The organism is Mesorhizobium sp. M7A.F.Ca.CA.002.05.1.1, assembly GCF_003998335.1.
Taxonomy (GTDB): Bacteria; Pseudomonadota; Alphaproteobacteria; order Rhizobiales; family Rhizobiaceae; genus Mesorhizobium.
Genome location: NZ_RZQI01000011.1, coordinates 1 through 21657 on the forward strand (window position 1 = coordinate 1; position 21657 = coordinate 21657).

The window sequence follows — 21657 nt, forward strand, 5'->3', positions numbered from 1 at the left end:
GGCCAGCGCCATGCCGATGGCGACCCCTTCGCCATGGACGAGGCGGGCTCCGTCATACCGGGTGGCGGCTTCCAGCGCGTGGCCGAATGTGTGGCCGAGATTGAGCAGCGCGCGGTCGCCGGTCTCGAATTCGTCGCGCGCAACCATTTCGGCCTTGGCGCGGCAGGCTTCGGCAATAGCCTGCGCCCTCTCCGGCCCGCCGGCGAAAACCTGGACCCAATTCTTTTCCAGCCAGGTGAAAAATTCTGGCCGGTCGATGAGCCCGTATTTGGCGAGTTCGGCATAGCCGGCGCGGAATTCGCGGATAGGCAGCGTGTCGAGCACCCCGGTGTCGGCCAACACCAGTTTCGGCTGATGGAAGACGCCGACGAGGTTCTTGCCGCGTGGGCTGTTGATGCCGGTCTTGCCGCCGACCGAGGAATCGACCTGCGCCAGCAGCGAGGTCGGGATCTGCACGAAATTCATCCCGCGCCGCACGATGCCGGCGGCAAAGCCGGCAAGGTCGCCGATAACGCCGCCGCCGAAGGCGATGACGATGTCGCCGCGTTCCAGTTTCGCAGCCAGCACACCGTCGACCACCTCTTCGAGATGAGCAAAACTCTTGGTCTTCTCGCCGGGCGGCAACGTGATCACGGCGGTCTGGATGCCGTCCGTTTCGAGGCTGGCCTGAAGGGCAGCGAGATGCGCTGCCGCGACATTGGCGTCGGTGACGACCGCGGCGCGTGTACCCGGCAGGCGGCCCGATATCTCGGCGCCCGCGCGGGCCAACAACCCCGAACCTATCAGGATATCGTAGGTCCGGTCGCCAAGGCCGACTTCGACGACAACGGGTGCCTCGATGCTCACTGTTCCACCTCGCCCGTCGCCGTCGTCTCATCGATGCCGAAATGCCGGCACAGCGCGTCCACCACCTCGGTCGCGATGACTTCCTTGCGGTCGTCGCGGGTCGGCACGGTGACATCAGATGTCGCGTAGACCGGATAGCGCTCGCCCATCAGCCGCTCCAGCACGGCGCGCGGATCGGCACTTTTCAACAATGGCCGGTTCTGTTTCTTGGAGACGCGGTCCATCAGAAGATCGAGCTCGGCCTTCAGCCATACCGACACGCCCTGCGCTGCAATCGCCTCGCGCGTCTGCGCATTCATGAAGGCGCCGCCGCCGGTCGACAGCACCTGCGGGCCGTTTTCCAGCACGCGCAGGATGACGCGCTGCTCCAGCGCCCGGAATTCGGTCTCGCCATAGCGCTCGAACAGCTCCGGAACGGTCATGCGCGAGACGCTTTCGATCTCCTGGTCGCTGTCGATGAAGGGCAGCGCCAGCATCGTCGCCACCTTGCGGCCGATCGCCGTCTTGCCGGCACCCATCAATCCGACGAAGACGACGGAACGGCTGCCCAGCCGGCCAAGCAACGCGGCGTAGGTCTCGTCTGGAGGATTTGCTGGCAACGCGTTCATCGGATGTTTCGAAGGCCCTCTTTGCCGGCGTATCGACATGAAAAGCCCGTTTGCGTCAAGCAGGGCAAGTGCCTTGAACCCGATATGGACCGGCAAGGTCTGCATCAGAAGTTGCTAACAGGCCTCAGCTTCGTCCTTGAATTGGCCGGATTGGCGTCCCATAAGGGGACAGGGTTTGGAAACGCAGAACAAGAAGACGGGCGAAAACTGATGCCGACACTGTTTCGCTTTGTCGTGGTAACAGCGATTCTGGCAGGCATTGCCTATGGTGCGATGTTCGCACTGGTGATGTTCGTCGAGCCAAAGAAGGGCGAAATGAGCGTGCGCATCCCTCCGGAAAAGCTGAACCCCAAGAAAAGCTGAACCCGAAGAAAAGTTGAATGAACAGCGCCGCCCGCATCGAAGCCTTTCTCGAAATGATGAGCGCCGAGCGGGGCGCGGCCGAAAATACGCTTTCCTCCTACCGCCGCGACCTCGAGGACGCTTCTGGCGCGATCGATGGCGGGCTGGCTGGTGCCGCCGCCGCCGATATCCGCGCCTATCTCGACGACATTGCCGCCCGCGGCTTTGCCGCCACGTCGCAGGCGCGCAAACTGTCGGCGATCCGCCAGTTCTTCAAATTCCTCTACGCCGAAGGCCTGCGCGGCGATGACCCGACCGGCACGCTGGACAGCCCGAAAAAGGGCCGTCCGCTGCCCAAGACGATGAGCGAGGCCGACACCGGCCGGCTGATCGACCGAGCGGCGCTGGAGGCCGGCGATGTCTCGTCGGGCGATGGGGACAGTCTGGCGTCACTGCGCCTGCATGCGCTGGTCGAGGTGCTTTACGCCACCGGCCTGCGCGTTTCCGAGCTGGTCGGTCTGCCGGTGACGGTGGCGCAGCGCGACGACCGTTTTTTCATGGTGCGCGGCAAGGGCGACAAGGAGCGCATGGTGCCGCTCTCGGCCAAGGCACGCGCGGCGATGAAGACCTGGCTCGCCGCCCGCGCCAAGGTGCCAGCCTTTGCCGACAGTCCGTTCCTGTTTCCGGCCGCCTCCGACAGCGGCTATCTCTCGCGTCAGGTCTTTGCGCGTGACCTGAAGGGGCTGGCGGCAAGGGCCGGCATCGCCTCGGCGAAGATCTCGCCGCACGTGCTGCGCCATGCTTTCGCCAGCCATCTCCTGCAGAACGGCGCCGATCTCCGTGCCGTGCAGCAATTGCTTGGCCATGCCGACATATCGACGACACAGATTTACACCCATGTGCTGGAAGAGCGGCTGGTGCGGCTGGTCAACGATCATCATCCGCTTGCCGACTAGGCCTCATATCGCTATGTGAGGACGACATTTCACCGCCCGGAGCCTTGGATTCAAGGGTTCCGTCAGCCACTGCCTTCCGACGTATCGGTCCGCTCACGCATGTATAATTACCTCGATTTCGAAAAGCCGGTGCAGGACCTCGAGGGCAAGATCCTCGAGCTGAAGAAGCTTGCCGAGAATGGCGAGGCGGTCGATGTCGGCGACGAGATCAGCCGTCTCGAGAAGCGCTCCCGCGACGCGCTGCGCGACGCCTACAAGGCGCTGACGCCGTGGCAGAAGGTGCAGGTGGCTCGCCATCCCGACAGGCCGCATTGCGTCGACTATATCAAGGGCCTGCTCACCGATTTCACGCCGCTGGCCGGCGACCGCAATTTCGGTGAGGACCAGGCGATCGTCGGCGGTTTCGCCCGTTTCCGCGGCGAACCCATTGCCATCATCGGCCAGGAAAAAGGTTCCGACACAGCCAGCCGCCTGAAACACAATTTCGGATCGGTTCGCCCGGAGGGCTACCGCAAGGCGGCACGGCTGATGGAACTGGCCGACCGCTTCAAGATCCCGCTGCTGACGCTGGTCGACACGGCCGGCGCCTATCCCGGTGTCAACGCCGAGGAGCGCGGCCAGGCGGAGGCTATCGCCCGTTCAACCTCGACCTGTCTCGGCCTGAAAGTGCCGTCGATCTCGGTGGTCATCGGCGAAGGCGGTTCGGGCGGCGCCATTGCCATCGCCACCGCCAACCGCGTCTACATGCTCGAACACGCCATCTATTCGGTGATTTCGCCGGAAGGGGCCGCCTCGATCCTGTGGCGCGACACAACGCGATCGAAGGACGCGGCGACCAACATGAAGATCACCGCGCAGGATCTTTTTGAATTAAAGATCATCGACGCCATCATCCCCGAGCCGCTCGGCGGTGCGCATCGCGGCGCCGAAACGGTGATCGCCGCGACCGGAGACCTCATCGCCAGGACGATGAAGGATTTTGCCGGCGCCAACACCGATTTCCGCGAGCAGCGCCGCGAAAAATACCTGGCCATGGGCCGCAGTCTCTGACCACAGGCAGCCTTCGCCGCAACAATGTGGCGGGGCGGAGCATTTTTGCCACAAAAATGCCGCTGCATTCGGCTCAATGAGACTGCCGCAGGGGGATGCGTCGGCACTTGCGGTAAGGAATTTATTAGGGTTAACGGGCTTAGGGTCCGTCGATGCGCAGTGTAGCAGCCGGGGCAGGAAGCGTCCTGGCGCCAGAGAAAAGACGATATCCGTAGCCATGTTTGTCAAGCTTGCCCGCACCGGAATCCTGATAGCCGCCCTCGGCGTTGCCGGCTGCAACAATTCGTCGATGAAGGATTTTGCCCCGGAGGCCAACAAGCCGCTGCCCGACAAGATCCTTGCCGACATGAAGGCCAAGGGCATGGTCCGCACCTCGTCGGTGATGGCCCGCATCTTCAAGGAAGAAGGCAAGCTCGAAATCTGGAAGGCCAAAACCAACGGCCGCTACGACATGGTGGCGAGCTACGACATCTGCAAATGGTCGGGCAAGCTCGGGCCGAAATACACCGAAGGCGACCGCCAGGCGCCGGAAGGCTTCTACACGGTGCGCCCGGCGCAGATGAATCCGCGCTCGAACTACCATTTGTCCTTCAACATCGGCTATCCCAACGCCTATGACCGCGCCAATGGCCGTACCGGCTCCAATTTGATGGTGCACGGCGCCTGCTCGTCGTCGGGCTGCTATTCGATGACCGATGCGCAGATCGAGCAGATCTATGCCTTCGGCCGCGACGCCTTCCAGGGCGGCCAGACCGAGTTCCAGATCCAGGCGTTTCCGTTCCGCATGACCGCCGCCAACATGGCGCGCTACCGCAACGACCCGAATTACGACTTCTGGAAGATGCTGAAGGTCGGCTACGACAATTTCGAGATCACCAAGGTGCCGCCGAAGGTCGATGTCTGCGAGAAGCGTTATGTCTTCAACCAGGTTGCCGCCGACGGTCAGACATTCGATCCGGCCGGCGCCTGCCCGGCGACCACGCAACCTGATTCGCTGAAGAGCGCCTACAATTCCTACATGAGCACCTACGACGCTGCGTTCAGCGGCGCGGTCAAGGCCAGCGTGCCGGCGCCCAAGCCGACCATTGCCGGCATCAAGGAAGCCAGCATCGTTTCCGACTGGTCCAAGCGCCGCGCACGCGGCGAACGCGTGCCGATCGATCCGCCGTCGCTCAACAATGACGGCTCGGTCACCGAGACGGCGCGCATGGGCCGCATCGATTCGCCTGCCGGCCGCAAGATGGCGGCCCTCGACGCCGAAAAGGCGGCCAAGCAGAAGGCCGAGGAGCAGAGGCTGGCTGCCATAGAGGCGGCCAAGCAAGCCAAGGAAGCCGCCAAGGCTCAGGCTCTGGCCGAAAAGGAGGCCGAAAAGGCCGCCAAGGAAGCCCCCGTCGCCACCGCGACCATCGCGGCCCCTTCGGAAGCGGCACCGATGGCTGAGACGCAAGCGGCGAGTGCCGACGAGAGCCGCGTGACGAAGCTGAAGAACAAGCTGCTCGGCATGTTCGGCGGTTGATTTCGCCCGTGGATGATCGCGCCGCTATTTATGACCTCAAGGGGCTGAACTGCCCCTTGCCCGTGCTCAAGGCCAAGAAGCGCCTGGCGGGGATGCAACCGGGCAGCCGGCTCTGGCTGGAGACCACCGACCCGCTGGCCGTCATCGACATTCCGGCATTCTGTTCGGAGAGCGGCCACCAGTTGATTGAAACGGCGGCGGTCTCCGGCGGCCATCGCTTCCTGGTCGAGTGCGGCGCGCCGTAATCGTGGGAGCTACCGCCCGGCAATCGCCAGCGGGTTGTTTTCCAGCGCGGCGCGATCGGGCGTGTCGATCGACGGCCGGTTGGTGAAGGCGGCGAACAGCCTGCGGATATAATCTTCGGGCATATCGAGCGTGATCAGCACCAGCCGCGTGCCGCGCTGGCCATCTGGCCAGGACGGCAATTGCACCGGCGGATGCAGTATCTTCTGCACGCCATGGATCACCAAAGGCCGCGACGGGTCTTCCCTGAGCTCGATGACGCCCTTCATGCGCAGCAGGCGCTCGCCATGTGTCGAGCGCAGCAGGTCGAGGAACATCTCGATCGCCGAAAACGGCACCGGGCCGTCATGCACCAGCGAATAGGAACGCACCCGCGAATCGTGGCGATGACCGTGGTCATGGCCATGTTCGTGATCATGCCCATCATGGTGATCATGATCATGATGGTGATGATCATGAGCGGCTTCCTCGCCCAGCCAGCGCCGCACATCGGCGGATTTGGTTGCCGGGTTGTAGAGGCCGCAATCAAACAGCGCCGCCACGCCTGTCCCCGTGTCACCGGCATCGAGCAGTTCGGCGCCCGGATTGATCTGCCGCAGGCGCGCCCGAAGCATTTCCAACTCATTGGGATCGGCGACCAGATCGGCTTTGCTGAGCACGATGCGATCGGCGACGGCAGCCTGCTTGACCGCCTCGACATGGGCGTCGAGCGTGGCGTTGCCGTTGACGGCATCGACCAGCGTGATGACGCCGTCGAGCCGGAAGGCCTGGATCAGCGCCGGATGCGCCATGATCGACTGCAGCACCGGCGCCGGGTCGGCAAGGCCGGTGGTCTCGACGATGACGCGGGCAAGCCGGGCGATGCGGCCGGTCTGCAGCCGGTCGACCAGGTCGGCCAGCGTGTCGACCAGTTCGCCGCGCACCGTGCAGCAAAGGCAGCCGTCCGAAAGCTGGATGATGCCGTCGGAAGACTGCTCGACCAGCAAATGGTCGATCGCCACCTCGCCGAACTCGTTGATGATTACCGCCGTGTCGGCCAGCGCCGGATCCTTGAGCAGCCGGTTGAGCAGCGTCGTCTTGCCGGCGCCTAGGAAGCCGGTCAGCACCGAGACGGGGATCGGGAAGCCGCTGCCCATTGGCTAGTTCGCAACCTTGGCCGGCTGGTCGCCCTGCGCGGCGGAGCCGGCAATCTTCGGGCCTGCGCCGGCCGGTGCCGGCCTGTCGGGCCGCCAGCTCGGGATCGGCACATCGGCATATTCCTGACCGCCCCGGTCGAGGATGGCCTTCGGCGCCGGACCGGTGGCGCCGCCAAGGCCGACGGCAACCAGCGTCGGCACATGGTCGAGCTTTTCCTGATAGGGCGATTTCGGCACGTCCTTGGCGACGACCGGCGGCGCCTCCGACTGCTCCTGCGGCGTCTTCTTCTTGCAGACCTCGTCCTTCATGTCGTTGGGCGAGACCGTGTCGCCATAGGGCGCCAGCGTGGTGACGGTGGCCGAGCCGGCGGCAGGCGCGTCAAAACCTTGATCGAGCAGTTTTGCCGCGGTCTCGGCACGTGTGACCGCCGATTTCTCGCCAAGCACCACCGCGACCAGCGTGCGCCCGTTGCGGGTCGCCGAACCGATCATGTTGAAGCCGGAAGGGCAGACAAAGCCGGTCTTCATGCCATCGGCGCCGGGATAACGGCCAATCAAGAGATTGTAGTTGGGGATAGCCTTCTTGCCGACGGCAAGGCCTTCGATCGAGAACCACGGCGCATATTGCGGAAATTCGCGGCGGATCGCCATCACCAGCACGGCGAGGTCGCGCGCCGTCGTGTACTGATCCGGCGAATAGAGCCCGTTCGGATTGACGAAATGCGTGCCGTTCATGCCGAGCCGGGTCGCTTCGGCGTTCATCCGGTCGGCAAAGGCCGCCTGCGAACCGCCGACATTTTCGCCCACCGCCATGGCGATGTCGTTGGCCGATTTGACCAGCATCATCTTCAGCGCGTTGTCGAGTCGCATCACCGAGCCCGGCTTGAAGCCCATCTTGCTTGGCGGCTCGGCGGCGGAGTGTTTGGTCACCTTGATCGGCGAATCAAGCTGAACCTCGCCGGCGGCGATCGCCCGAAAGGTGACATAAGCGGTCATCAGCTTGCTCAGCGATGCCGGATACCAGCGCTTGAACGCGTCCTGATGCTGCAGGATCTTGCCGCTGCCGAGATCGAATACGACCACCGGATTGGCCAGCGCCGGCCCGGCCACGACCGACAGCGCGATTGTGCCAACCGAGAATAGTTTGAGGAAATGCCTGTACCGCATGATCAAATCCGAAATCGCCTCTTGCCGTAGTCGCCCCTGGCTCCGTAAGATTTCGTTACGCGATCGCCAGCATGATTGGTCCGACCCTCAAAAACCGGACCGCATCGTTGCGGTGCTATTTACCCTATGTGACGCCAAGATGGCAAAGTGCCTGGCGATCACAATTGCAAGGCAGCGGACGACACCCGCCTGTCCCAACAGCGAGATGGAACCATCATGCCAATCCTGAACCGTGCCGCCGAAATGCAGGACGAAGTTGCCGGCTGGCGCCAGCATCTGCACCAGACGCCAGAACTGAACTTCGACGTCTTCAAGACCGCCGCCTTCGTCACCGAGAAGCTGAAGGCTTTCGGCTGCGACGATGTGGTCACCGGCCTCGGCAAGACCGGCGTCGTCGGCGTCATCCGCGGCCGCCAGGGCGAAGGCCCCACCATCGGCCTGCGCGCCGATATGGACGCGCTGCCGCTCAACGAGATCACAGGCAAATCCTACGCCTCGACCATCCCCGGCAAGATGCACGCCTGCGGCCATGACGGCCACACGGCGATGCTGCTGGGCGCGGCCAAATACCTCGCCGAGACGCGCAACTTCACCGGTTCCGTGGCGGTGATCTTCCAGCCGGCCGAAGAGGGCGGCGGCGGCGGCAACGAGATGGTCAAGGACGGCATGATGGAGCGTTTCGACATCTCAAGGGTGTTCGGCATGCACAACATGCCGGGCCTGCCCGTCGGGCAGTTCGCCATCCGCCCGGGCCCGATCATGGCGGCGACCGCCGAGTTCACCATCACCGTGCGCGGCAAGGGCGGCCACGCGGCGATGCCGCACGGCACGATCGACCCGATCGTCATCACCAGCCAACTGGTCGGCGCCTTGCAGACGATCGCCTCGCGCAGCACCGATCCGGTCGAGGCCGTGGTGGTGTCGGTGACCAAGTTCCACGCCGGTGACGCCTACAACATCATCCCCGAAACCGCTGAAATCGCCGGCACCGTGCGCACCTTGCGCAAGGAGATCGCCAAGAAGTCCGAAGAGCGCATCCGCAGCATATGCGACGGGCTGGCGACCGCGTTCGGGGCAAAGATCGAGGTCGACTACCAGGCAAATTATCCCGTGACCTTCAACCACGCGGAAGAGACGGTGTTTGCCGGTGATGTCGCGATGAGTGTCGCCGGCGACGCCCATGTCCACCGCGGCATCCAGCCGGTGATGGGCGGCGAGGATTTCTCCTACATGCTCGAAGCCCGCCCCGGCGCCTTCATCTTCATCGGCAATGGCGACACCGCCGGTCTCCACAACCCGGCCTACGACTTCAACGACGAGGTCATCCCGCACGGCATGAGCTACTGGGTGAAACTGGCGGAAACCGCGCTGGCCGCCTGACGACGGCAGCGCAAAGCCGGCCGAATTGCCATCGGCCGGCCTCTTGGCGAAACGATCCGAAGCGGCTATGTGTCTGGCCGCGTGGTCCCGTAGCTCAGTAGGATAGAGCGGCAGATTCCTAATCTGTAGGTCACAGGTTCGATTCCTGTCGGGATCACCACGCATTTTCACCAGCTTAGCAACTGACGTCGTACTTTTCGCGAAACAGTACGACGAATTCTAATTTCGCCGGGAATGCATCGCCGAACAATCCAGCTTCGCTCCGAAGAGCGGGCACTACAATGGCCCTTTTGTCTGGCCGAAGGCTGCCGGCAGGATCATTGCGAGGTGATGGTTGACCGTGGTGCGCTGTGACCTAGCTTAAGTTCATGATGGACAGTCAAGAGCCGGGAAGTGGCTTGTCCGCACCGGCGAACTCTCGCGAGGTTGATATGCAGAGGCGCAAATCGGCGTCTCAGGGCCCCGCATGTGTCCTTGGTCGGGCATTGCCCGCCAAGGAATATCAACTGCGGCGATCTATCAGCGCGCGACCGGCGCCCCGCCATCCGCAACAATTCGCAAGTACCAGAAGGATCCCGACGAAAGCGACGTTTCGAGGGCGGTAAGCCTTGGCCAAAACCAAGGCGGATGACCAGACATCGCTTTACGAACTTGACGATACACCCCAGAACGCACGGGCACGGCAATGCCAAATTATCTTGCCGAAATGTATGCAAACGACGTAAATTTGGCCATTCTGATCGCAGTGGTGACGCTTGCATCGGTGGGCGTCTATCTTGTGCTCCGGCGTATCCTTGCCGCGGTGCGACGACGCCGCCTTGCAGCGTTTGACGAAGGCAGATCCGGTATCGCCGACGAGGCTTCTTGGGAATGGGAAAGCCCGGCCGGACTTGTCGCCGGACCTGCTTCTTCCAAGGCTGCCAACCCCTTGCATGCGGTCGGCCTGGATGTTCGGGCTCAAAATACCAACTACTCTCGGTTCGGAGTGCGAATCGAGCATTTCGCCGCGACATCCGAACCCAGCGGGAGCTCGTTAGTGACCGGTGCTCCTGCACCGAACAGTGTGCAGTCTGGCCGGCTTGCAGCATCCATCAGCGCGATCGCGGAACGTGGGAAGCGGATTTGCGGGTCGGCATGGGACCAATTGCGCCATAGAGCTTCACCGCCAAAAATTGCTCCGTTGGCCTATGCTGCGGATCGCGGTTTGAATTTCACAGCGCAGATGGGAGATCCCGACCCGGCCATGGCGCCTGCCTCAAACCCTGTCGTTCGCAGGCCGATCGTTCTTGTATCGCGCTTGGGTCTCGCCGCCATTTGTCTGGCCGCGCCGATTGGCTATGCGATGACGAGACAAATCTGGGTCGAAAGCGCTTCCGCCATCTCGCAAACCCAAGACCAGGCCCATCGAGCCCTTTCGCGCCCGTTAGGACCTCAGGCGAGTGCCGAATTGCTTGGCCCGGATCTCACGGCTAACCAGGCGCAAGCCGGCACGGATCGTGCTCAGGCTGCCGCTGCGAGACAATTGGCCGACCAGGAGCACCGGGCGGCGGAAGGCGAGCGTACCAGGAGCGCCGCTCTGCAGGGAGCGCTCCTCGAGGCGAGCAAGCAGATCCACACGCTGAGGGCAAGCATGGCAGCTGCCGATGACGCGCGCGAGGAGCGGTTGCGCAATGAACTCGCGGCGGCCCGCACTCTTGACGCGTTGCGGCGCATTGCGGGAGATGCCCGCACGATGCTGAGCGAGGCCACCAGCTATGTCCTTGAGGAGATGCCCGCTGCTCATCTCGAGCAGGAGCAGGCCCAAAGGCAGGCGCGCGATTTATCGCAAGCGCGCGTCCAAATTGAACAGCTTCAGACCGAGGCCGCCGAGGATCGCGCCACGGCCAAGGCTTCACTGGCGCAGGCGAGCGGCATGCTCGACGACGAACGCCGGAAGGCGGAGCTGCTTCGTGGCGATCTCGCCGAAGCGAAACTGGCCAATGCCGCACTCATGAAGCGTACGGCCGCGGCTGAGCAGGAACGGACCGACGCGGTCACAGCGAGACAACAGGTGGAGCGGACCGCAGCTGACACGGAGCGAACGCTCGCACGAGAACGCGCTGCAGCAGCAGCGGCCGTTGAGGAGTTGAAAGAAGCTCGCGTCGAGCGCCAGGCGGCTGAACTGGAGCGAGCCAAAGCAGTCTCAGCGAAAGAGCGTGCCGAGCAGGCCGCAACCGAGACGGCACAGGCTCTGGCACGGGAACGTACTACAGCTGTCATGAATCGTGAGGATCTCGACAGAGCACGCATCGAGCGCGAAGCCGCCGCCCAAGCTCTTTTGGTGCGTGTCGCTAAGCTTCAGGAGGCTCTGGACGAGCAACGCGAGGCCGCACATAGTCGATGCTGACCTCGATAGGGGCCGAGATCGTCGCCCGACTCAACTGATGTACGACGCCCGCGCTGGCGACGCGCACGCTGGTCGCCCCAAACGGAGCGGCGGCCGACTCGATGGCATCATGGCAGGCCCGAACGACTTTATCCGGGACGCCCGGCAACGCCTCGGTTCGGCTGACTGTTGATTGAGTGTTGCTGTCGCTGGGAGGCTGGAGAGCGGCCGGCAGGTCGAGCGACTGTCCGCCCCTTGCGGACGCAACAGCAGTAGCGGTGGCCGGACCTACCGTCCCCGGGGCTGCCGCAGTGCCGCTTGTGCTGGTCTCGCCGTCGTCCGCCGACGAACTGGAGCCGCCGGGGTCATCGCCAGTCCCTTTCTGCGAGCCGCCGTGGTTGCCGCCGGCGTCATGACCTCCGCCGCCACCATGGCCACCAGAACCATGGCCGCCGTTGCCATGCCCTCCGCCTTGCTGACCACCGGTTGCAGCTCCTGCGCAAACTACGGCGATCGAGCAAGCTAAGACGAAATACGCACAGGTGAATCCACGCGATTGACGCACGACGACCTCCATGGATGCGTCGGTCCAACCGTCTTTCCGCGGCGTGCAGTCAGAACGGCCGAACCGCCGCTGCCCCCGAGGCAACCTAGCGATTGCCGCGCCCCCGAAAGAACTAGGGGATCGATCCGGTGTATCAAGGATATTTGGCTGGTAAGCGCCGATGAGAGATCGCTTGGCTGGCGAGTGCCGTATCATTCACGTCGAGGCCGACCGTGGATGACGCCGCAGACGCCTTCATGACCCAATGACCGGAGTCCGGGGAGTGGCCTGGCCGAGGCCCGGGCGAATGCAGAGATCAGCTCCGCCATGGCGAACCATGGCGGGCCAGACGGATCACCCCGCCTCAGCCAACCCTGACGACAAAATGCTTCGTCACCGGCTCGATGATCTTCCAGGTTCCCTTGAAATCGGCTTCCACCACGAAGGCATCGCCGGGACCGACCTCGACCGGTGTGCCGCCGTCCGGCGTGATGATGATGCGGCCGGCGATCATGTGCACGAACTCGTAGTCGGTATAGGTCGCGTGGTAGGTACCGGGCGTCGCGCGCCAGGTGCCCGACAGCACCTTGCCGTCCTCGGTCGTGTGCTGGACGGCGGTTTGCATGGTCGGCTTGCCCTCGACGACGATCCAGCCAGCCAGATCGCCGGCGTCCGCGTGTTCGACGGTGCCGAATTTGAGGATTGTCTCGCGTGTCATGTGCTGGGCTCCGTTTGGTGGATTGCGTGGCGTTGTTTGCCTGGCCGGTCAAATAACCGATGCACCTGCCGCGAGCAATGCCGGCGCCATACGGCCGGCACCTTGGCTGACGGTGCATCAAACAAAAAACCCGCCTGTGCGGCGGGTCACTGGCGCAAATCAGCACCATAAGCAAATATGTACCATAGCTGAGGTCACCGAGTCAAGAAAAAATTCCTATCTCGGAAAAACTGGCGGCACAAAAGCTACCAACACCGGCTACCACGAGGCTTTTTGTTAATCTGAGTTCGGAGCCCTGCCCTGCGGCGCACGCCGCGTCCTTCGGCTCTCGACGGGCGGGTCAGGGTTTGTGCCGCGCCGAGACGAGTTCCGCCTTGCGCCTTGCCGTCTCCATTCCCAGACCGATGAAAGCACGCGCGTGCTTGGCCAGCGCCATGTTGTCCGTCCAGAGATTGCGCCAGATCGCGGTCTTCTTCGACAGGTTCTCATCGACGATTTCCGAAGAGAAGGATTCGAAGCTGAGGTCGTCGCTGTAGCCGATAGCAGTCAGCGCATCGAAGATCGCGGCGAAATCGATATTGCCGGTGCCGAGGAAGCCGCGATGGCTTTCGCCGATATGGACATAGCCGATCTTATCGGCGGCATGACGGATGGCCAGCCCGACATCGGCCTCCTCGATGTTCATGTGGAAGGTGTCGAGATGCAGGAAGATGTTGTCCGAGCCTGTGTCCTCGATGAAGGCCAGCCCTTGCGCGGCGGTGTTGAGCAGATTGCTTTCGAAGCGGTTGACGATCTCGAGGTTGAGCGTGACGCCGGCCGCCTTGGCTGTCTCGGCAACCTTGGCCAGCGTGCCGGCACTGCGCTGCCATTGAGCGCGCGTCGGCGCCTCGACCTGCAATCCGTGGCTGGTCGAGAGAATGCCGGCGACCTTCCGGCCGCCGAGATCGCGCGTCAGCGCGATGGTGTCGTTGAGGATTTCGACGCCGCGCGCGGCAATCGCCTTGTCGGCGCTCGAAATGTCGCCATCAGCAGGCAATCCGATGCTGATCGCGACGCCGAGGCCAAGATCGGCGATGCGCCTGGCAAGCCCGCCGATGTCGACATTGGCGGGATCGAGATAGGAGAATTCGATGAGGTCGAAGCCGGCCTCCCTGGTGTTGGCCAGCGTGCGCTCGAGATCGGCCTGGGCCGAGCCCGCCGACCAGACGAAAGAATGGATTCCAATACGCGACATCATCGTCTCCGGTGCTGCGCATCGACCCCATTGGGGAACCGATGCCTGGACAAGACGTGCGGCCGGGTGATCCCGGCCGCACGCTGCTGAGGGACGTTTAGCGGGCCGCGGTCCAGCCCTTGTAGTCCTTCAGGTTCTCGGCCGTGATCAGCTTCGGGTCGAGCAGCACGGTCGGCTCCGCCGGCTTCTTGCCGGCCAGCAGTTCGGCCGCCATCGTCAGTGACTGGCCGGCCATCACGTAAGGATCCTGCGAGGCCGAGGCCTTGATCATCGAGGTGCCGGAGGAGAGTTCCTTCTCGATATCGGGCGCGCCGTCGACGGCGGTGAAGATGAATTCCGAACGGTTGAGCTGCTTGGCCGCAAGCTGGGCGCCGATCGCCGTCGGGTCATTGATGGCAAACACCGCATCGATCTTGTCGAAGCGGGTGAGCAGCGACTGGAACACCTTCAGGCCGCCGTCGCGCGAGCCTTCGGCATTCTGGTCGTCGGAGAGGATCTTGATGTCGGGATGCTGCGCCAGCACGTTCTTGCAGCCCTTCACCCGCTCCAGGATCGAGGACGATGCCGGTCCGTTGAGGATGACGTAGTCGCCCTTGCCGCCGGTGTGGTCGACCAGGTACTGGCAGGCCTCTTCGCCGGCCTTGACGTTGTTGGTCATCACGGTGACGTCGGCGCCCGGCGCCGAAACGTCGAAGGCGGCAACGACGATACCCGCGGCTTGCGCCTTCTTCACCGCCGGCGCGATCGCCTTGGCGTCGACGGCATTGAGCATGATCACGTCGACGCCGGCGGCGATGAACGAATCGACCTGCGAGACCTGCTTGTTGAGGTCATAGTCGGCCGATACCGAGGTCACCTCGACCTTCGGGTTGATCTTCTTGGCCGCGTCCTCGATGCCCTTGATGGTGGCGACGAAGAAGGGATTGCCGAGCAGGCCGACCGAGATACCGACCTTGTTGAGGTCCTTGGCCGAAGCAGGCGCGATGGCGAGCGACGCGAGTGCGACGCCGCAGAGCAGTTTGGCGATGGTCTTCATTGCTTTCCTCCGATTGCCCCGCGCCTCTCACGGTGCGTTACACAAACCGGTCGTTGACGCCGGCGACTAAGGTCAATCACGTTCTTGCTCCTGCCTGGAGCCTGTAGCGGTCGAGGGCGACCGCCACGATGATGACCAATCCCTTGATGATGTACTGCCAGATGTCGGAGACACCGGCCAAGATGAGCCCATTGGAGAGCACCGCGATGATCAGGCCGCCGATCAGCGTACCCCAGATCGAGCCGACGCCGCCGACGAAGCTGGTGCCGCCGAGGATGACCGCAGCAATGGCGTCGAGTTCGTAGGATTGCCCGAGCTGCAAGCCGTTGGCTGCGTAGAGCCGGGCCGCCGACATGGCGCCGCCAAGACCGGCCAGCAGGCCGGAAACGCCATAGACGAAGAGCAGCACCAGCGGCACCTTGATACCGGTCAGCCGCGCCGCTTCGGCATTGCCGCCGACGGCATAGATCCAGGTGCCGAGCACGGTGCGCTTGAGCACCAGCCAGGACAGCACCACCACCGACAGCGCGATGATGACCAGCCACGGAATGCCGAACAGCGAACCGTTGCCGATGAAATCGAACGGCAGGTCCGAGTTGAACACCGTGGTGTCCTGGCCGAGCAGGCGGGCGACACCGCGCACCGCGGTCAGCGAACCCAGCGTGACGATGAAGGGCGGCAGCTTGATGTAGGCGATGAGCAGCCCGTTGATGAGGCCGAAGCCGAGGCCGACCAGAATGGCCGCCGGCACGCCGAGCAAACCCCAGTCCGGCACCAGCGACACCATCACCGCCACCATCGCCGATGCGGCGAGGATGGCGCCGACGGACAGGTCGATACCGCCGGTCAAGATGACGAAGGTCATGCCGGCCGCCAACACGATGTTGATCGACGACTGCTGGGTGACGATCAGAAGATTGGTCTCGGTCAGGAAGCGCGGGTTCAGGAACTGGAAGCCGGCCGCCAGCAGGATCAGCACCGGCAGCATGCCGAGGGCAGCGAAAGCCGTGCGCAAACGTCGGCTTGTGCCGGTGGCCTGGCCGCCTGCGCTGATCTCGGTCGCCTTGTCGGTCATTGCTGAGCCGCTCCTGTTGCAAGTTCCATGATTTTCTCCTGGCTTAGCGGTTCGCCTTGCGATGCCGTCACCTCGCCCGATATCGTACCGTCGCGCATCACCAGCACGCGGTCGGCGACGCCGATCACCTCGGGCAGTTCGCTGGAGATCATCAGGATGGCAATGCCCTGTTTGGCGAGATTGTCGATCAGCCGGTAGATTTCCGATTTCGCCCCGACATCGACGCCGCGGGTCGGCTCGTCCAGGATGACGACCTTCGGCTCGGTTTCGAGCAGGCGGGCGAGCAGCACCTTCTGCTGGTTGCCGCCCGACAGCGAGCCGGCATTGGCCTGCACCGAACTGGTGCGGATGGAGAGATCGGCAACAGCCTTGGAAGCGCGCCTTTCGGCGGTCGCGAAGTCGCGCAAGCCGCCGGCGCGCGAATCCCGCGCCAGCACGCCCATGCTGATGTTGTCGGAAATCGACATGTCGAGGAACAGGCCAAGTTCCTTGCGGTCCTCGGTCAGATAGGCGATGCCGGCATCGAGCGCCTCGCGCGGCGAGCCGATGGAGATCGTTTTGCCGTCGAGTTCCAGCGTGCCTGACACGCGCCTGTCGGCGCCGAAGATCAGCCGCGCAAGCTCGGTACGGCCGGAGCCGACCAGACCCGCCAGCGCCAGCACCTCGCCCTTGTGCAGGTCGAACGAACAGTTTTTCAGGAGACGGCCGTCGGACATGCCACGCACCGAGAGCGCCACCGCGCGCTTTTCGTCCGGCGGCCGATGATCCTTCTTGTAGAAAGCCGACAGATCGCGGCCGACCATCATCGACACCAGGCGCGAGGCGCTGAGGTCGGCACGCTCGAGCGTACCGACATAACCGCTGTCGCGCAGCACGCTGACGCGATCCGCAAGCTGGTAGACCTCTTCCATGCGGTGACTGATGTAGATGATGGCGATGCCTTGCGATTTCAGCGTCGCGATGACCTCGAACAGCCGGTCGGTCTCGCGCGAGGTCAGCGACGTGGTCGGCTCGTCCATGACGATGATGCGCGCATTGGTCGACAGCGCGCGGGCGATCTCGACCAATTGGCGCTCGCCGAGCGACAGGCTGGAGACCATGTCGCGGGCCGAAAAGGAGACGCCCAGACGCGCGACGATCTCCCTGGCGCGCCGGGTGCACTGGTCGCGGTCGACGATACCGAAGCGTCGCGGCTCGTTGCCGAGGAAGATGTTTTGCGCCACCGTCAGATTGGGCGCCAGCGACAGCTCCTGATAGATCACCGCGACGCCGCTGGCGCGCGCCTTGATCGGATCGCCGGTCGCGGCCGGCATGCCGTCGATCAGGATCTCGCCGCCGGCATCCGGCCGATAGGCGCCTGAAAGCACTTTCATCAATGTCGACTTGCCGGCGCCGTTTTCGCCCATCAAGGCGTGCAGCTCGCCGGCGTGGACGCTGAGCGAGACATCGTGCAAGGCACGGATGGTGCCGAACGTCTTGGAGATGTGCCGCATCTCCAGCACCGGCTGGCGCGCGGTCTCGGCCCTGGCAATCGCACTCATCGCGCGCCTCCCACTGCCGCATCAGCGACGCCGCGGTCCATGGTGGCGTCGCGCCAATTGCTGCGATAGCCTGCCAACCCGGTGAAACGCGATGCGCGCACCGGCTCCGGAACTTCGGCGGCGAATTCGCGCCCGACGCTCTCGAAGGCGAGCGCCGCGGCACCCGTGGCGCTGCCCTCCAGCGTGGCGCCCTGCAGGAAGGCCTGGCCGGGACGCAACTGCGCCAGCAGCCCGGCGAGCACACCGCCTGTGTTCAGCCCGCCATCGACGATCACGGTGTTGTTCGAATGGATGAGGTCGAGGCAGAGATCGACCATCAGCGCGACATAGAGCAGCGCCGCGGCCGCGCGTTCCTCGGCATTGGGCGCGCGCCCGACCAGTCGGCCGGAATGCCCCGACATCGGCCCGCCCGGCGCAAAGCTCGGCAGCGCCATGATGCCGGCATCGATCACCCGCTGCACCACTGGGCCGGCGATCTCGCCTTGCCAGCCGGCGCTGATTGTTGCGAATTCGCGCCCGCCCATGAAGCGGATGGTCGGTACTGGGCCGCCGCCGACATCGACGTTGACCAGCATGTCGCGATCCCGGTCGAGTGCGTCGAGCGGGCAGTCCGGATTGAGCACGATGACCCAGGTGCCGGTCGAAACGACGGTGACCGGGCCAAGCTCCTGCCGGCGATAGGCATGCAGCGCCGCATTCGAGTCATGGACGCCGTTGTGGATGGCGATCGGTCGCGCCGCGGCGCCGAGGCGGTGCTCGCCGATAACAGTGCCGGCGCGCTCGAAGGCAGGCATCCGGTCACGCCAGCCCTGCGCGTCGACCAGCGAGGAAAAGTCTTGGCGGCGCGGCGCCCACAGATGCGAATGGCAGCCGAGATAGGACACTTCCGAGACCGCCCGCCCGCCAAGGCGCCAGCTCCAGTATTGCGGATAGCCGAGGATCGATTTCGACGCAGCGAACGCGTCCGGATCGACCTCCTGCAGCCACAGCATGTGGCGGCCGTAGTTGAAGCCGAGCGGCAGCCGCGGCGAGAACGTCTCGGAAAAGTCAGGAATGCGGCGATCGATCCGCGCGGCAATCTCGGCCGGCGGCTCTTGCTCGTAATCGAGGATCGGACGCGTCAGCGCCGCCTCGTCGACCAAGGCAAAGGTGCAGCCATGGCCCGACACCATCACCCCTTCCACTCCATGACCGTCGACCGCATCGGCAACGGCGCTGAGCGCCCAATGGTGGAGGGCCGCCTCGTCGAGCACGCTGAAGCCGTCTTGGCGCACCCATTTCGGCTGTGTCCGGCGCTCGTCGATGATCCGCCCGTCCTGGCCGAAGACGAACAGCTTCGAATTGGTCTTGCCGAAATCGAGGACAGCCACCTTCACTGGATGGCTCCCGAGGCTATCCGCACCATGACGCCGGCGTCTTCCAGCATGCGCGCATCTGCGTCGGAGAGGCCGTCGTCGGTGACCAGCGTGCCGATGCGCGAAAGCGGCAGCGCGACATTGCGCGCGTGGATCGACAGTTTGCGGCTATCGGCCAGCACCACGATCTGGTCGGCGCAGAGGCTGAGATCGACGATCGAGCGTACCAGCAGCGGGTGCGATTCCATCACGCCTTCCTGGCCAAGGCCTTGCGCGCCGAGAAAGAATTTGGAGGCGTAGAAAGGCACGGCCTGGGTGAGCGAATGGATGATGCCGGGCTCGCGATGCAGATCACCGCCGGCAACCGTCAGGCTGCAATGGCCGTGGTCGCTGAGATAGGCCGCCAGCGGCATCGAGTTGGTGTAGAGGCGGATGTTGCGCTCGGCGAGCTTGACCCCGAGATGGAAGCAGGTCGAGCCGCCATGCACGATAACGGCGTCGCCGTCACGCACCATGGTCGCCGCCAGAGCGGCGATCTGCCGCTTGGCCTCGACCGCAAGGTCGCGGTTCTCGTCATAGGGCCGGGCGTAGGCGACACCGGCCTGGGAAGCGCCGTCGAGTGCCGAGATGCCGCCATAGACCTTCCGTGCTTCGCCGGCCTCGTCGATCCGGTCGATGTCGCGCCTGACCGTCGCGGCCGAAACGCCAAGCCGTTCCTGCAGCTCACGCACCGAAGCGAACGGACGATCCCGCAGCAGTTCGACGATCTGACGCTGGCGGCCGGAGTCGCTCAATTCTTTCCTCCCGGATGCCATTTTCCATGGCAGTTGGCGCAACTTACTCAACATTAGCCAGATTGCAAGCGGGTTTTGATGATAGTAGATCACTATTGACGTAGATCACTCGTATCTGCGATATCAGCGCCAATTCGACCCCGGCAACGGGATTTCGCGCAGGACACGGCCGAGCCGTTGGAGGAAAAGCGCCATGGCGACCCAAGCTGATGCGCAGGAACTGGCGGCCTTGCGGGCGCTTTCGGCCAGCATCGGGCGGAGCCCGCATCTGACCCAGGCGGCAGGCGGCAACACCTCGCTGAAAGCCGGCGACACGCTGTGGATCAAGGCCTCCGGCACCTGGCTGAAGGACGCGCTCGTCGATGACATCATGGTGCCGGTGGCGATGGCGCCGCTGCTGAGAGCCGTCGAGCAGCGCGATCGCGCCGCCGACCAGCCGCAGGGTTTCACCATTGCAGCGCTCAACCCGCGCGGCCTGCGGCCGTCGATCGAGACCACGGTGCACGCCCTGATGCCGCAGCGCGTTGTTCTGCATGTCCATTGCGTCGACACCATCTCGCTTGCCGTGCAGGCCGATGGCGAGGCCGAGGTCGCCAGGCGGCTCGATGGCATCGAATGGGCCTATGTGCCCTATTTCCGGCCCGGCCTGCCGCTTGCACGCGGCATCGCCGAGAAACTGCGGCCTGGTGTCGACGTGCTGATCCTTGGCAATCACGGCCTGGTCGTCGCCGCCGAAACCGTCGCCGGGGCGGAGCTTCTGCTGCGCCGTATCAGGTCATTGCTGGCCCGGCCGGCGCGCGCGACCGCCGCACCAGACCTCGACGCCTTGGCGGCGCTTGCCGGCGGCAGCGGCTACAGATTACCGGCCGCTGTCGAAGCGCATGCGGTTGCGCTCGACCCTGAGAGCCGCCGCATGGCGCAGGCCGGCAGCCTCTATCCGGACCACGTCATCTTCCTCGGCCAGGGCTCCGTCGTGGCGAAACCAGGCGAGGCGGTGGCCGATGTCATTGCACGACTGGGCACGTCGCCTGCGGCGATCCTGTTTCCCGGCGCAGGCGTGCTGATGCGCGGCGACGCCAGTGCCGGCGCCGATGCCATGCAACGCTGCCTCGCCGACGTGACGGCGCGCATCGATGTCGCCGCGCGGCTGAACTATCTCACCGCTTCCGAGAATGACGAACTGGTCAACTGGGACGCCGAGCAATATCGCCAGAAGCTAAACGCGGCTGGCGGCTAGCATGGGCATGATGCCACTTGCCATCGGCATCGACATCGGCACATCGGGTGCGCGCGCCGTCGCCATGCGCCCGGATTTTTCCATAGCCGGGCACGCGGCCGTCCCACTCGACAGGTTTGGCAGCGAGGGGCGAGCTCCCACGGCGTGGTGGCAAGCGGTCAAGACGGTGCTGACGGAGCTGCTTTCCGGCATCGACCGCACGGCGGTCCGCGCCATCGCCGTTGACGGCACCTCCGGCACGCTGCTGCCGGTCGACGCCGCCGGGCGGCCGCTGGCCGAACCGCTGATGTACAACGACAAGGTCGATGACGACGACGTCCTGGCCGTGATCGCCCGCACCGCGCCGGCTGCAAGTGCAGCGCACGGAGCGACATCCGGCCTCGCCAAGGCCCTGCGCTTCCAGCATCTGCCGGGCATTGCGGCGGTGCTGCATCAGGCCGACTGGATTGCCGGAAACTTCTCCGGCCGCTTCGACATCAGCGGTTCGGCCAGCGGCCGCCCGGCGGCGTCGACC

Annotated in this window: 21 protein-coding genes and 1 tRNA gene; 10 read left to right on the forward strand and 12 right to left on the reverse strand. The window is 64.3% G+C overall.

Going from position 1 to position 21657, the window contains the following annotated elements; translation table 11 throughout:
* Both EN939_RS01405 and EN939_RS01410 read right to left on the reverse strand, forming a co-directional pair.
* On the reverse strand, positions 1 to 846 hold an 846-nt coding region (locus EN939_RS01405; RefSeq protein WP_127266669.1), incomplete at its 3' end, for a 3-dehydroquinate synthase family protein.
* Positions 843 to 1454: a shikimate kinase gene (locus EN939_RS01410; RefSeq protein WP_127266670.1), complete on the reverse strand. Its 612-nt coding sequence runs from the start codon at positions 1452 to 1454 to the stop codon at positions 843 to 845. The genes EN939_RS01410 and EN939_RS01405, both read right to left, overlap by 4 nt.
* 210 nt (positions 1455 to 1664) lie before the next feature.
* Between EN939_RS01410 and EN939_RS01415 the strand changes: the two genes are divergently transcribed.
* The 5 genes from EN939_RS01415 to EN939_RS01435 all read left to right on the forward strand — a co-directional run bounded on the left by EN939_RS01415 (position 1665) and on the right by EN939_RS01435 (position 5563).
* Positions 1665 to 1817: a histidine kinase gene (locus EN939_RS01415; RefSeq protein WP_127266685.1), complete on the forward strand. Its 153-nt coding sequence runs from the start codon at positions 1665 to 1667 to the stop codon at positions 1815 to 1817.
* A 17-nt stretch (positions 1818 to 1834) separates the two neighbouring features.
* Entirely contained in the window at positions 1835 to 2752 is a 918-nt protein-coding gene (locus tag EN939_RS01420; RefSeq protein ID WP_127266671.1) for a site-specific tyrosine recombinase XerD, read from the forward strand.
* A gap of 99 nt (positions 2753 to 2851) precedes the next feature.
* On the forward strand, positions 2852 to 3802 hold the full coding sequence (locus tag EN939_RS01425; protein ID WP_127266672.1) for an acetyl-CoA carboxylase carboxyltransferase subunit alpha: 951 nt from the start codon (positions 2852 to 2854) through the stop codon (positions 3800 to 3802).
* A gap of 217 nt (positions 3803 to 4019) precedes the next feature.
* The gene (locus EN939_RS01430; protein WP_127266673.1) at positions 4020 to 5318 is read left to right on the forward strand and encodes a L,D-transpeptidase family protein; all 1299 of its coding nucleotides are present in this window, start codon (positions 4020 to 4022) and stop codon (positions 5316 to 5318) included.
* An 8-nt stretch (positions 5319 to 5326) separates the two neighbouring features.
* On the forward strand, positions 5327 to 5563 hold the full coding sequence (locus EN939_RS01435) for a sulfurtransferase TusA family protein (protein ID WP_164748663.1): 237 nt from the start codon (positions 5327 to 5329) through the stop codon (positions 5561 to 5563).
* A 9-nt stretch (positions 5564 to 5572) separates the two neighbouring features.
* Here the strand turns inward: EN939_RS01435 and EN939_RS01440 are convergent, their stop codons facing one another.
* Both EN939_RS01440 and EN939_RS01445 read right to left on the reverse strand, forming a co-directional pair.
* Positions 5573 to 6697, reverse strand: a complete 1125-nt coding sequence (locus EN939_RS01440) for a CobW family GTP-binding protein (protein ID WP_127266675.1) — start codon at positions 6695 to 6697, stop codon at positions 5573 to 5575.
* Between the two features lie 3 nt (positions 6698 to 6700).
* Positions 6701 to 7864 carry a D-alanyl-D-alanine carboxypeptidase family protein gene (locus EN939_RS01445; protein WP_127266676.1) on the reverse strand — a complete coding sequence of 388 codons (1164 nt, stop codon included), beginning with the start codon at positions 7862 to 7864 and terminating at the stop codon, positions 6701 to 6703.
* A 216-nt stretch (positions 7865 to 8080) separates the two neighbouring features.
* On the opposite strand from EN939_RS01445, the gene EN939_RS01450 reads away from it, so the two are divergent.
* The 3 genes from EN939_RS01450 (at position 8081) to EN939_RS38805 (ending at position 11630) form a co-directional block, all read left to right on the forward strand.
* On the forward strand, positions 8081 to 9244 hold the full coding sequence (locus tag EN939_RS01450) for a M20 aminoacylase family protein (protein WP_127266677.1): 1164 nt from the start codon (positions 8081 to 8083) through the stop codon (positions 9242 to 9244).
* An 83-nt stretch (positions 9245 to 9327) separates the two neighbouring features.
* A tRNA-Arg gene (locus EN939_RS01455) sits at positions 9328 to 9404 on the forward strand.
* Between the two features lie 525 nt (positions 9405 to 9929).
* Positions 9930 to 11630: a hypothetical protein gene (locus tag EN939_RS38805; RefSeq protein WP_236383416.1), complete on the forward strand. Its 1701-nt coding sequence runs from the start codon at positions 9930 to 9932 to the stop codon at positions 11628 to 11630.
* A 267-nt stretch (positions 11631 to 11897) separates the two neighbouring features.
* Here the strand turns inward: EN939_RS38805 and EN939_RS37850 are convergent, their stop codons facing one another.
* The 8 genes from EN939_RS37850 to EN939_RS01500 form a co-directional block, all read right to left on the reverse strand.
* The gene (locus EN939_RS37850) at positions 11898 to 12092 is read right to left on the reverse strand and encodes a hypothetical protein (protein WP_164750860.1); all 195 of its coding nucleotides are present in this window, start codon (positions 12090 to 12092) and stop codon (positions 11898 to 11900) included.
* A 425-nt stretch (positions 12093 to 12517) separates the two neighbouring features.
* Positions 12518 to 12871, reverse strand: coding sequence for a cupin domain-containing protein (locus EN939_RS01470; RefSeq protein ID WP_127266678.1), 354 nt, complete (start codon positions 12869 to 12871; stop codon positions 12518 to 12520).
* 340 nt (positions 12872 to 13211) lie between these two features.
* The gene (locus EN939_RS01475) at positions 13212 to 14105 is read right to left on the reverse strand and encodes a sugar phosphate isomerase/epimerase family protein (protein ID WP_127266679.1); all 894 of its coding nucleotides are present in this window, start codon (positions 14103 to 14105) and stop codon (positions 13212 to 13214) included.
* A 97-nt stretch (positions 14106 to 14202) separates the two neighbouring features.
* On the reverse strand, positions 14203 to 15141 hold the full coding sequence (locus tag EN939_RS01480) for an ABC transporter substrate-binding protein (protein ID WP_027038073.1): 939 nt from the start codon (positions 15139 to 15141) through the stop codon (positions 14203 to 14205).
* A 76-nt stretch (positions 15142 to 15217) separates the two neighbouring features.
* Positions 15218 to 16216, reverse strand: a complete 999-nt coding sequence (locus EN939_RS01485; protein WP_127266680.1) for an ABC transporter permease subunit — start codon at positions 16214 to 16216, stop codon at positions 15218 to 15220.
* On the reverse strand, positions 16213 to 17757 hold the full coding sequence (locus tag EN939_RS01490) for a sugar ABC transporter ATP-binding protein (protein ID WP_127266681.1): 1545 nt from the start codon (positions 17755 to 17757) through the stop codon (positions 16213 to 16215). Before EN939_RS01490 ends, EN939_RS01485 begins: the two co-directional genes overlap by 4 nt.
* Positions 17754 to 19133: a carbohydrate kinase gene (locus EN939_RS01495; RefSeq protein WP_127266682.1), complete on the reverse strand. Its 1380-nt coding sequence runs from the start codon at positions 19131 to 19133 to the stop codon at positions 17754 to 17756. Before EN939_RS01495 ends, EN939_RS01490 begins: the two co-directional genes overlap by 4 nt.
* Complete coding sequence (locus tag EN939_RS01500) at positions 19130 to 19906, reverse strand: DeoR/GlpR family DNA-binding transcription regulator (protein WP_127266683.1); 777 nt, start codon at positions 19904 to 19906, stop codon at positions 19130 to 19132. Before EN939_RS01500 ends, EN939_RS01495 begins: the two co-directional genes overlap by 4 nt.
* Before the next feature lie 193 nt (positions 19907 to 20099).
* On the opposite strand from EN939_RS01500, the gene EN939_RS01505 reads away from it, so the two are divergent.
* Together EN939_RS01505 and EN939_RS01510 are read left to right on the forward strand one after the other, a co-directional pair.
* Positions 20100 to 21143, forward strand: coding sequence for a class II aldolase/adducin family protein (locus tag EN939_RS01505; RefSeq protein ID WP_127266684.1), 1044 nt, complete (start codon positions 20100 to 20102; stop codon positions 21141 to 21143).
* A gap of 7 nt (positions 21144 to 21150) precedes the next feature.
* Positions 21151 to 21657 (forward strand): FGGY family carbohydrate kinase (locus EN939_RS01510; protein ID WP_245473043.1); only part of this gene is annotated, 507 nt, incomplete at its 3' end.

Excerpts from the sequence above, each read along its gene's own strand:
- EN939_RS01410 (WP_127266670.1), bottom strand. The coding sequence starts at position 1,454 with ATGAACGCGTTGCCAGCAAATCCTCCAGACGAGACCTACGCCGCGTTG.
- EN939_RS01415 (WP_127266685.1), top strand. The coding sequence starts at position 1,665 with ATGCCGACACTGTTTCGCTTTGTCGTGGTAACAGCGATTCTGGCAGGC.
- EN939_RS01420 (WP_127266671.1), top strand. The coding sequence starts at position 1,835 with ATGAACAGCGCCGCCCGCATCGAAGCCTTTCTCGAAATGATGAGCGCC.
- EN939_RS01425 (WP_127266672.1), top strand. The coding sequence starts at position 2,852 with ATGTATAATTACCTCGATTTCGAAAAGCCGGTGCAGGACCTCGAGGGC.
- EN939_RS01430 (WP_127266673.1), top strand. The coding sequence starts at position 4,020 with ATGTTTGTCAAGCTTGCCCGCACCGGAATCCTGATAGCCGCCCTCGGC.
- EN939_RS01440 (WP_127266675.1), bottom strand. The coding sequence starts at position 6,697 with ATGGGCAGCGGCTTCCCGATCCCCGTCTCGGTGCTGACCGGCTTCCTA.
- EN939_RS01445 (WP_127266676.1), bottom strand. The coding sequence starts at position 7,864 with ATGCGGTACAGGCATTTCCTCAAACTATTCTCGGTTGGCACAATCGCG.
- EN939_RS01450 (WP_127266677.1), top strand. The coding sequence starts at position 8,081 with ATGCCAATCCTGAACCGTGCCGCCGAAATGCAGGACGAAGTTGCCGGC.
- EN939_RS38805 (WP_236383416.1), top strand. The coding sequence starts at position 9,930 with ATGCCAAATTATCTTGCCGAAATGTATGCAAACGACGTAAATTTGGCC.
- EN939_RS01470 (WP_127266678.1), bottom strand. The coding sequence starts at position 12,871 with ATGACACGCGAGACAATCCTCAAATTCGGCACCGTCGAACACGCGGAC.
- EN939_RS01475 (WP_127266679.1), bottom strand. The coding sequence starts at position 14,105 with ATGTCGCGTATTGGAATCCATTCTTTCGTCTGGTCGGCGGGCTCGGCC.
- EN939_RS01480 (WP_027038073.1), bottom strand. The coding sequence starts at position 15,141 with ATGAAGACCATCGCCAAACTGCTCTGCGGCGTCGCACTCGCGTCGCTC.
- EN939_RS01485 (WP_127266680.1), bottom strand. The coding sequence starts at position 16,216 with ATGACCGACAAGGCGACCGAGATCAGCGCAGGCGGCCAGGCCACCGGC.
- EN939_RS01490 (WP_127266681.1), bottom strand. The coding sequence starts at position 17,757 with ATGAGTGCGATTGCCAGGGCCGAGACCGCGCGCCAGCCGGTGCTGGAG.
- EN939_RS01505 (WP_127266684.1), top strand. The coding sequence starts at position 20,100 with ATGGCGACCCAAGCTGATGCGCAGGAACTGGCGGCCTTGCGGGCGCTT.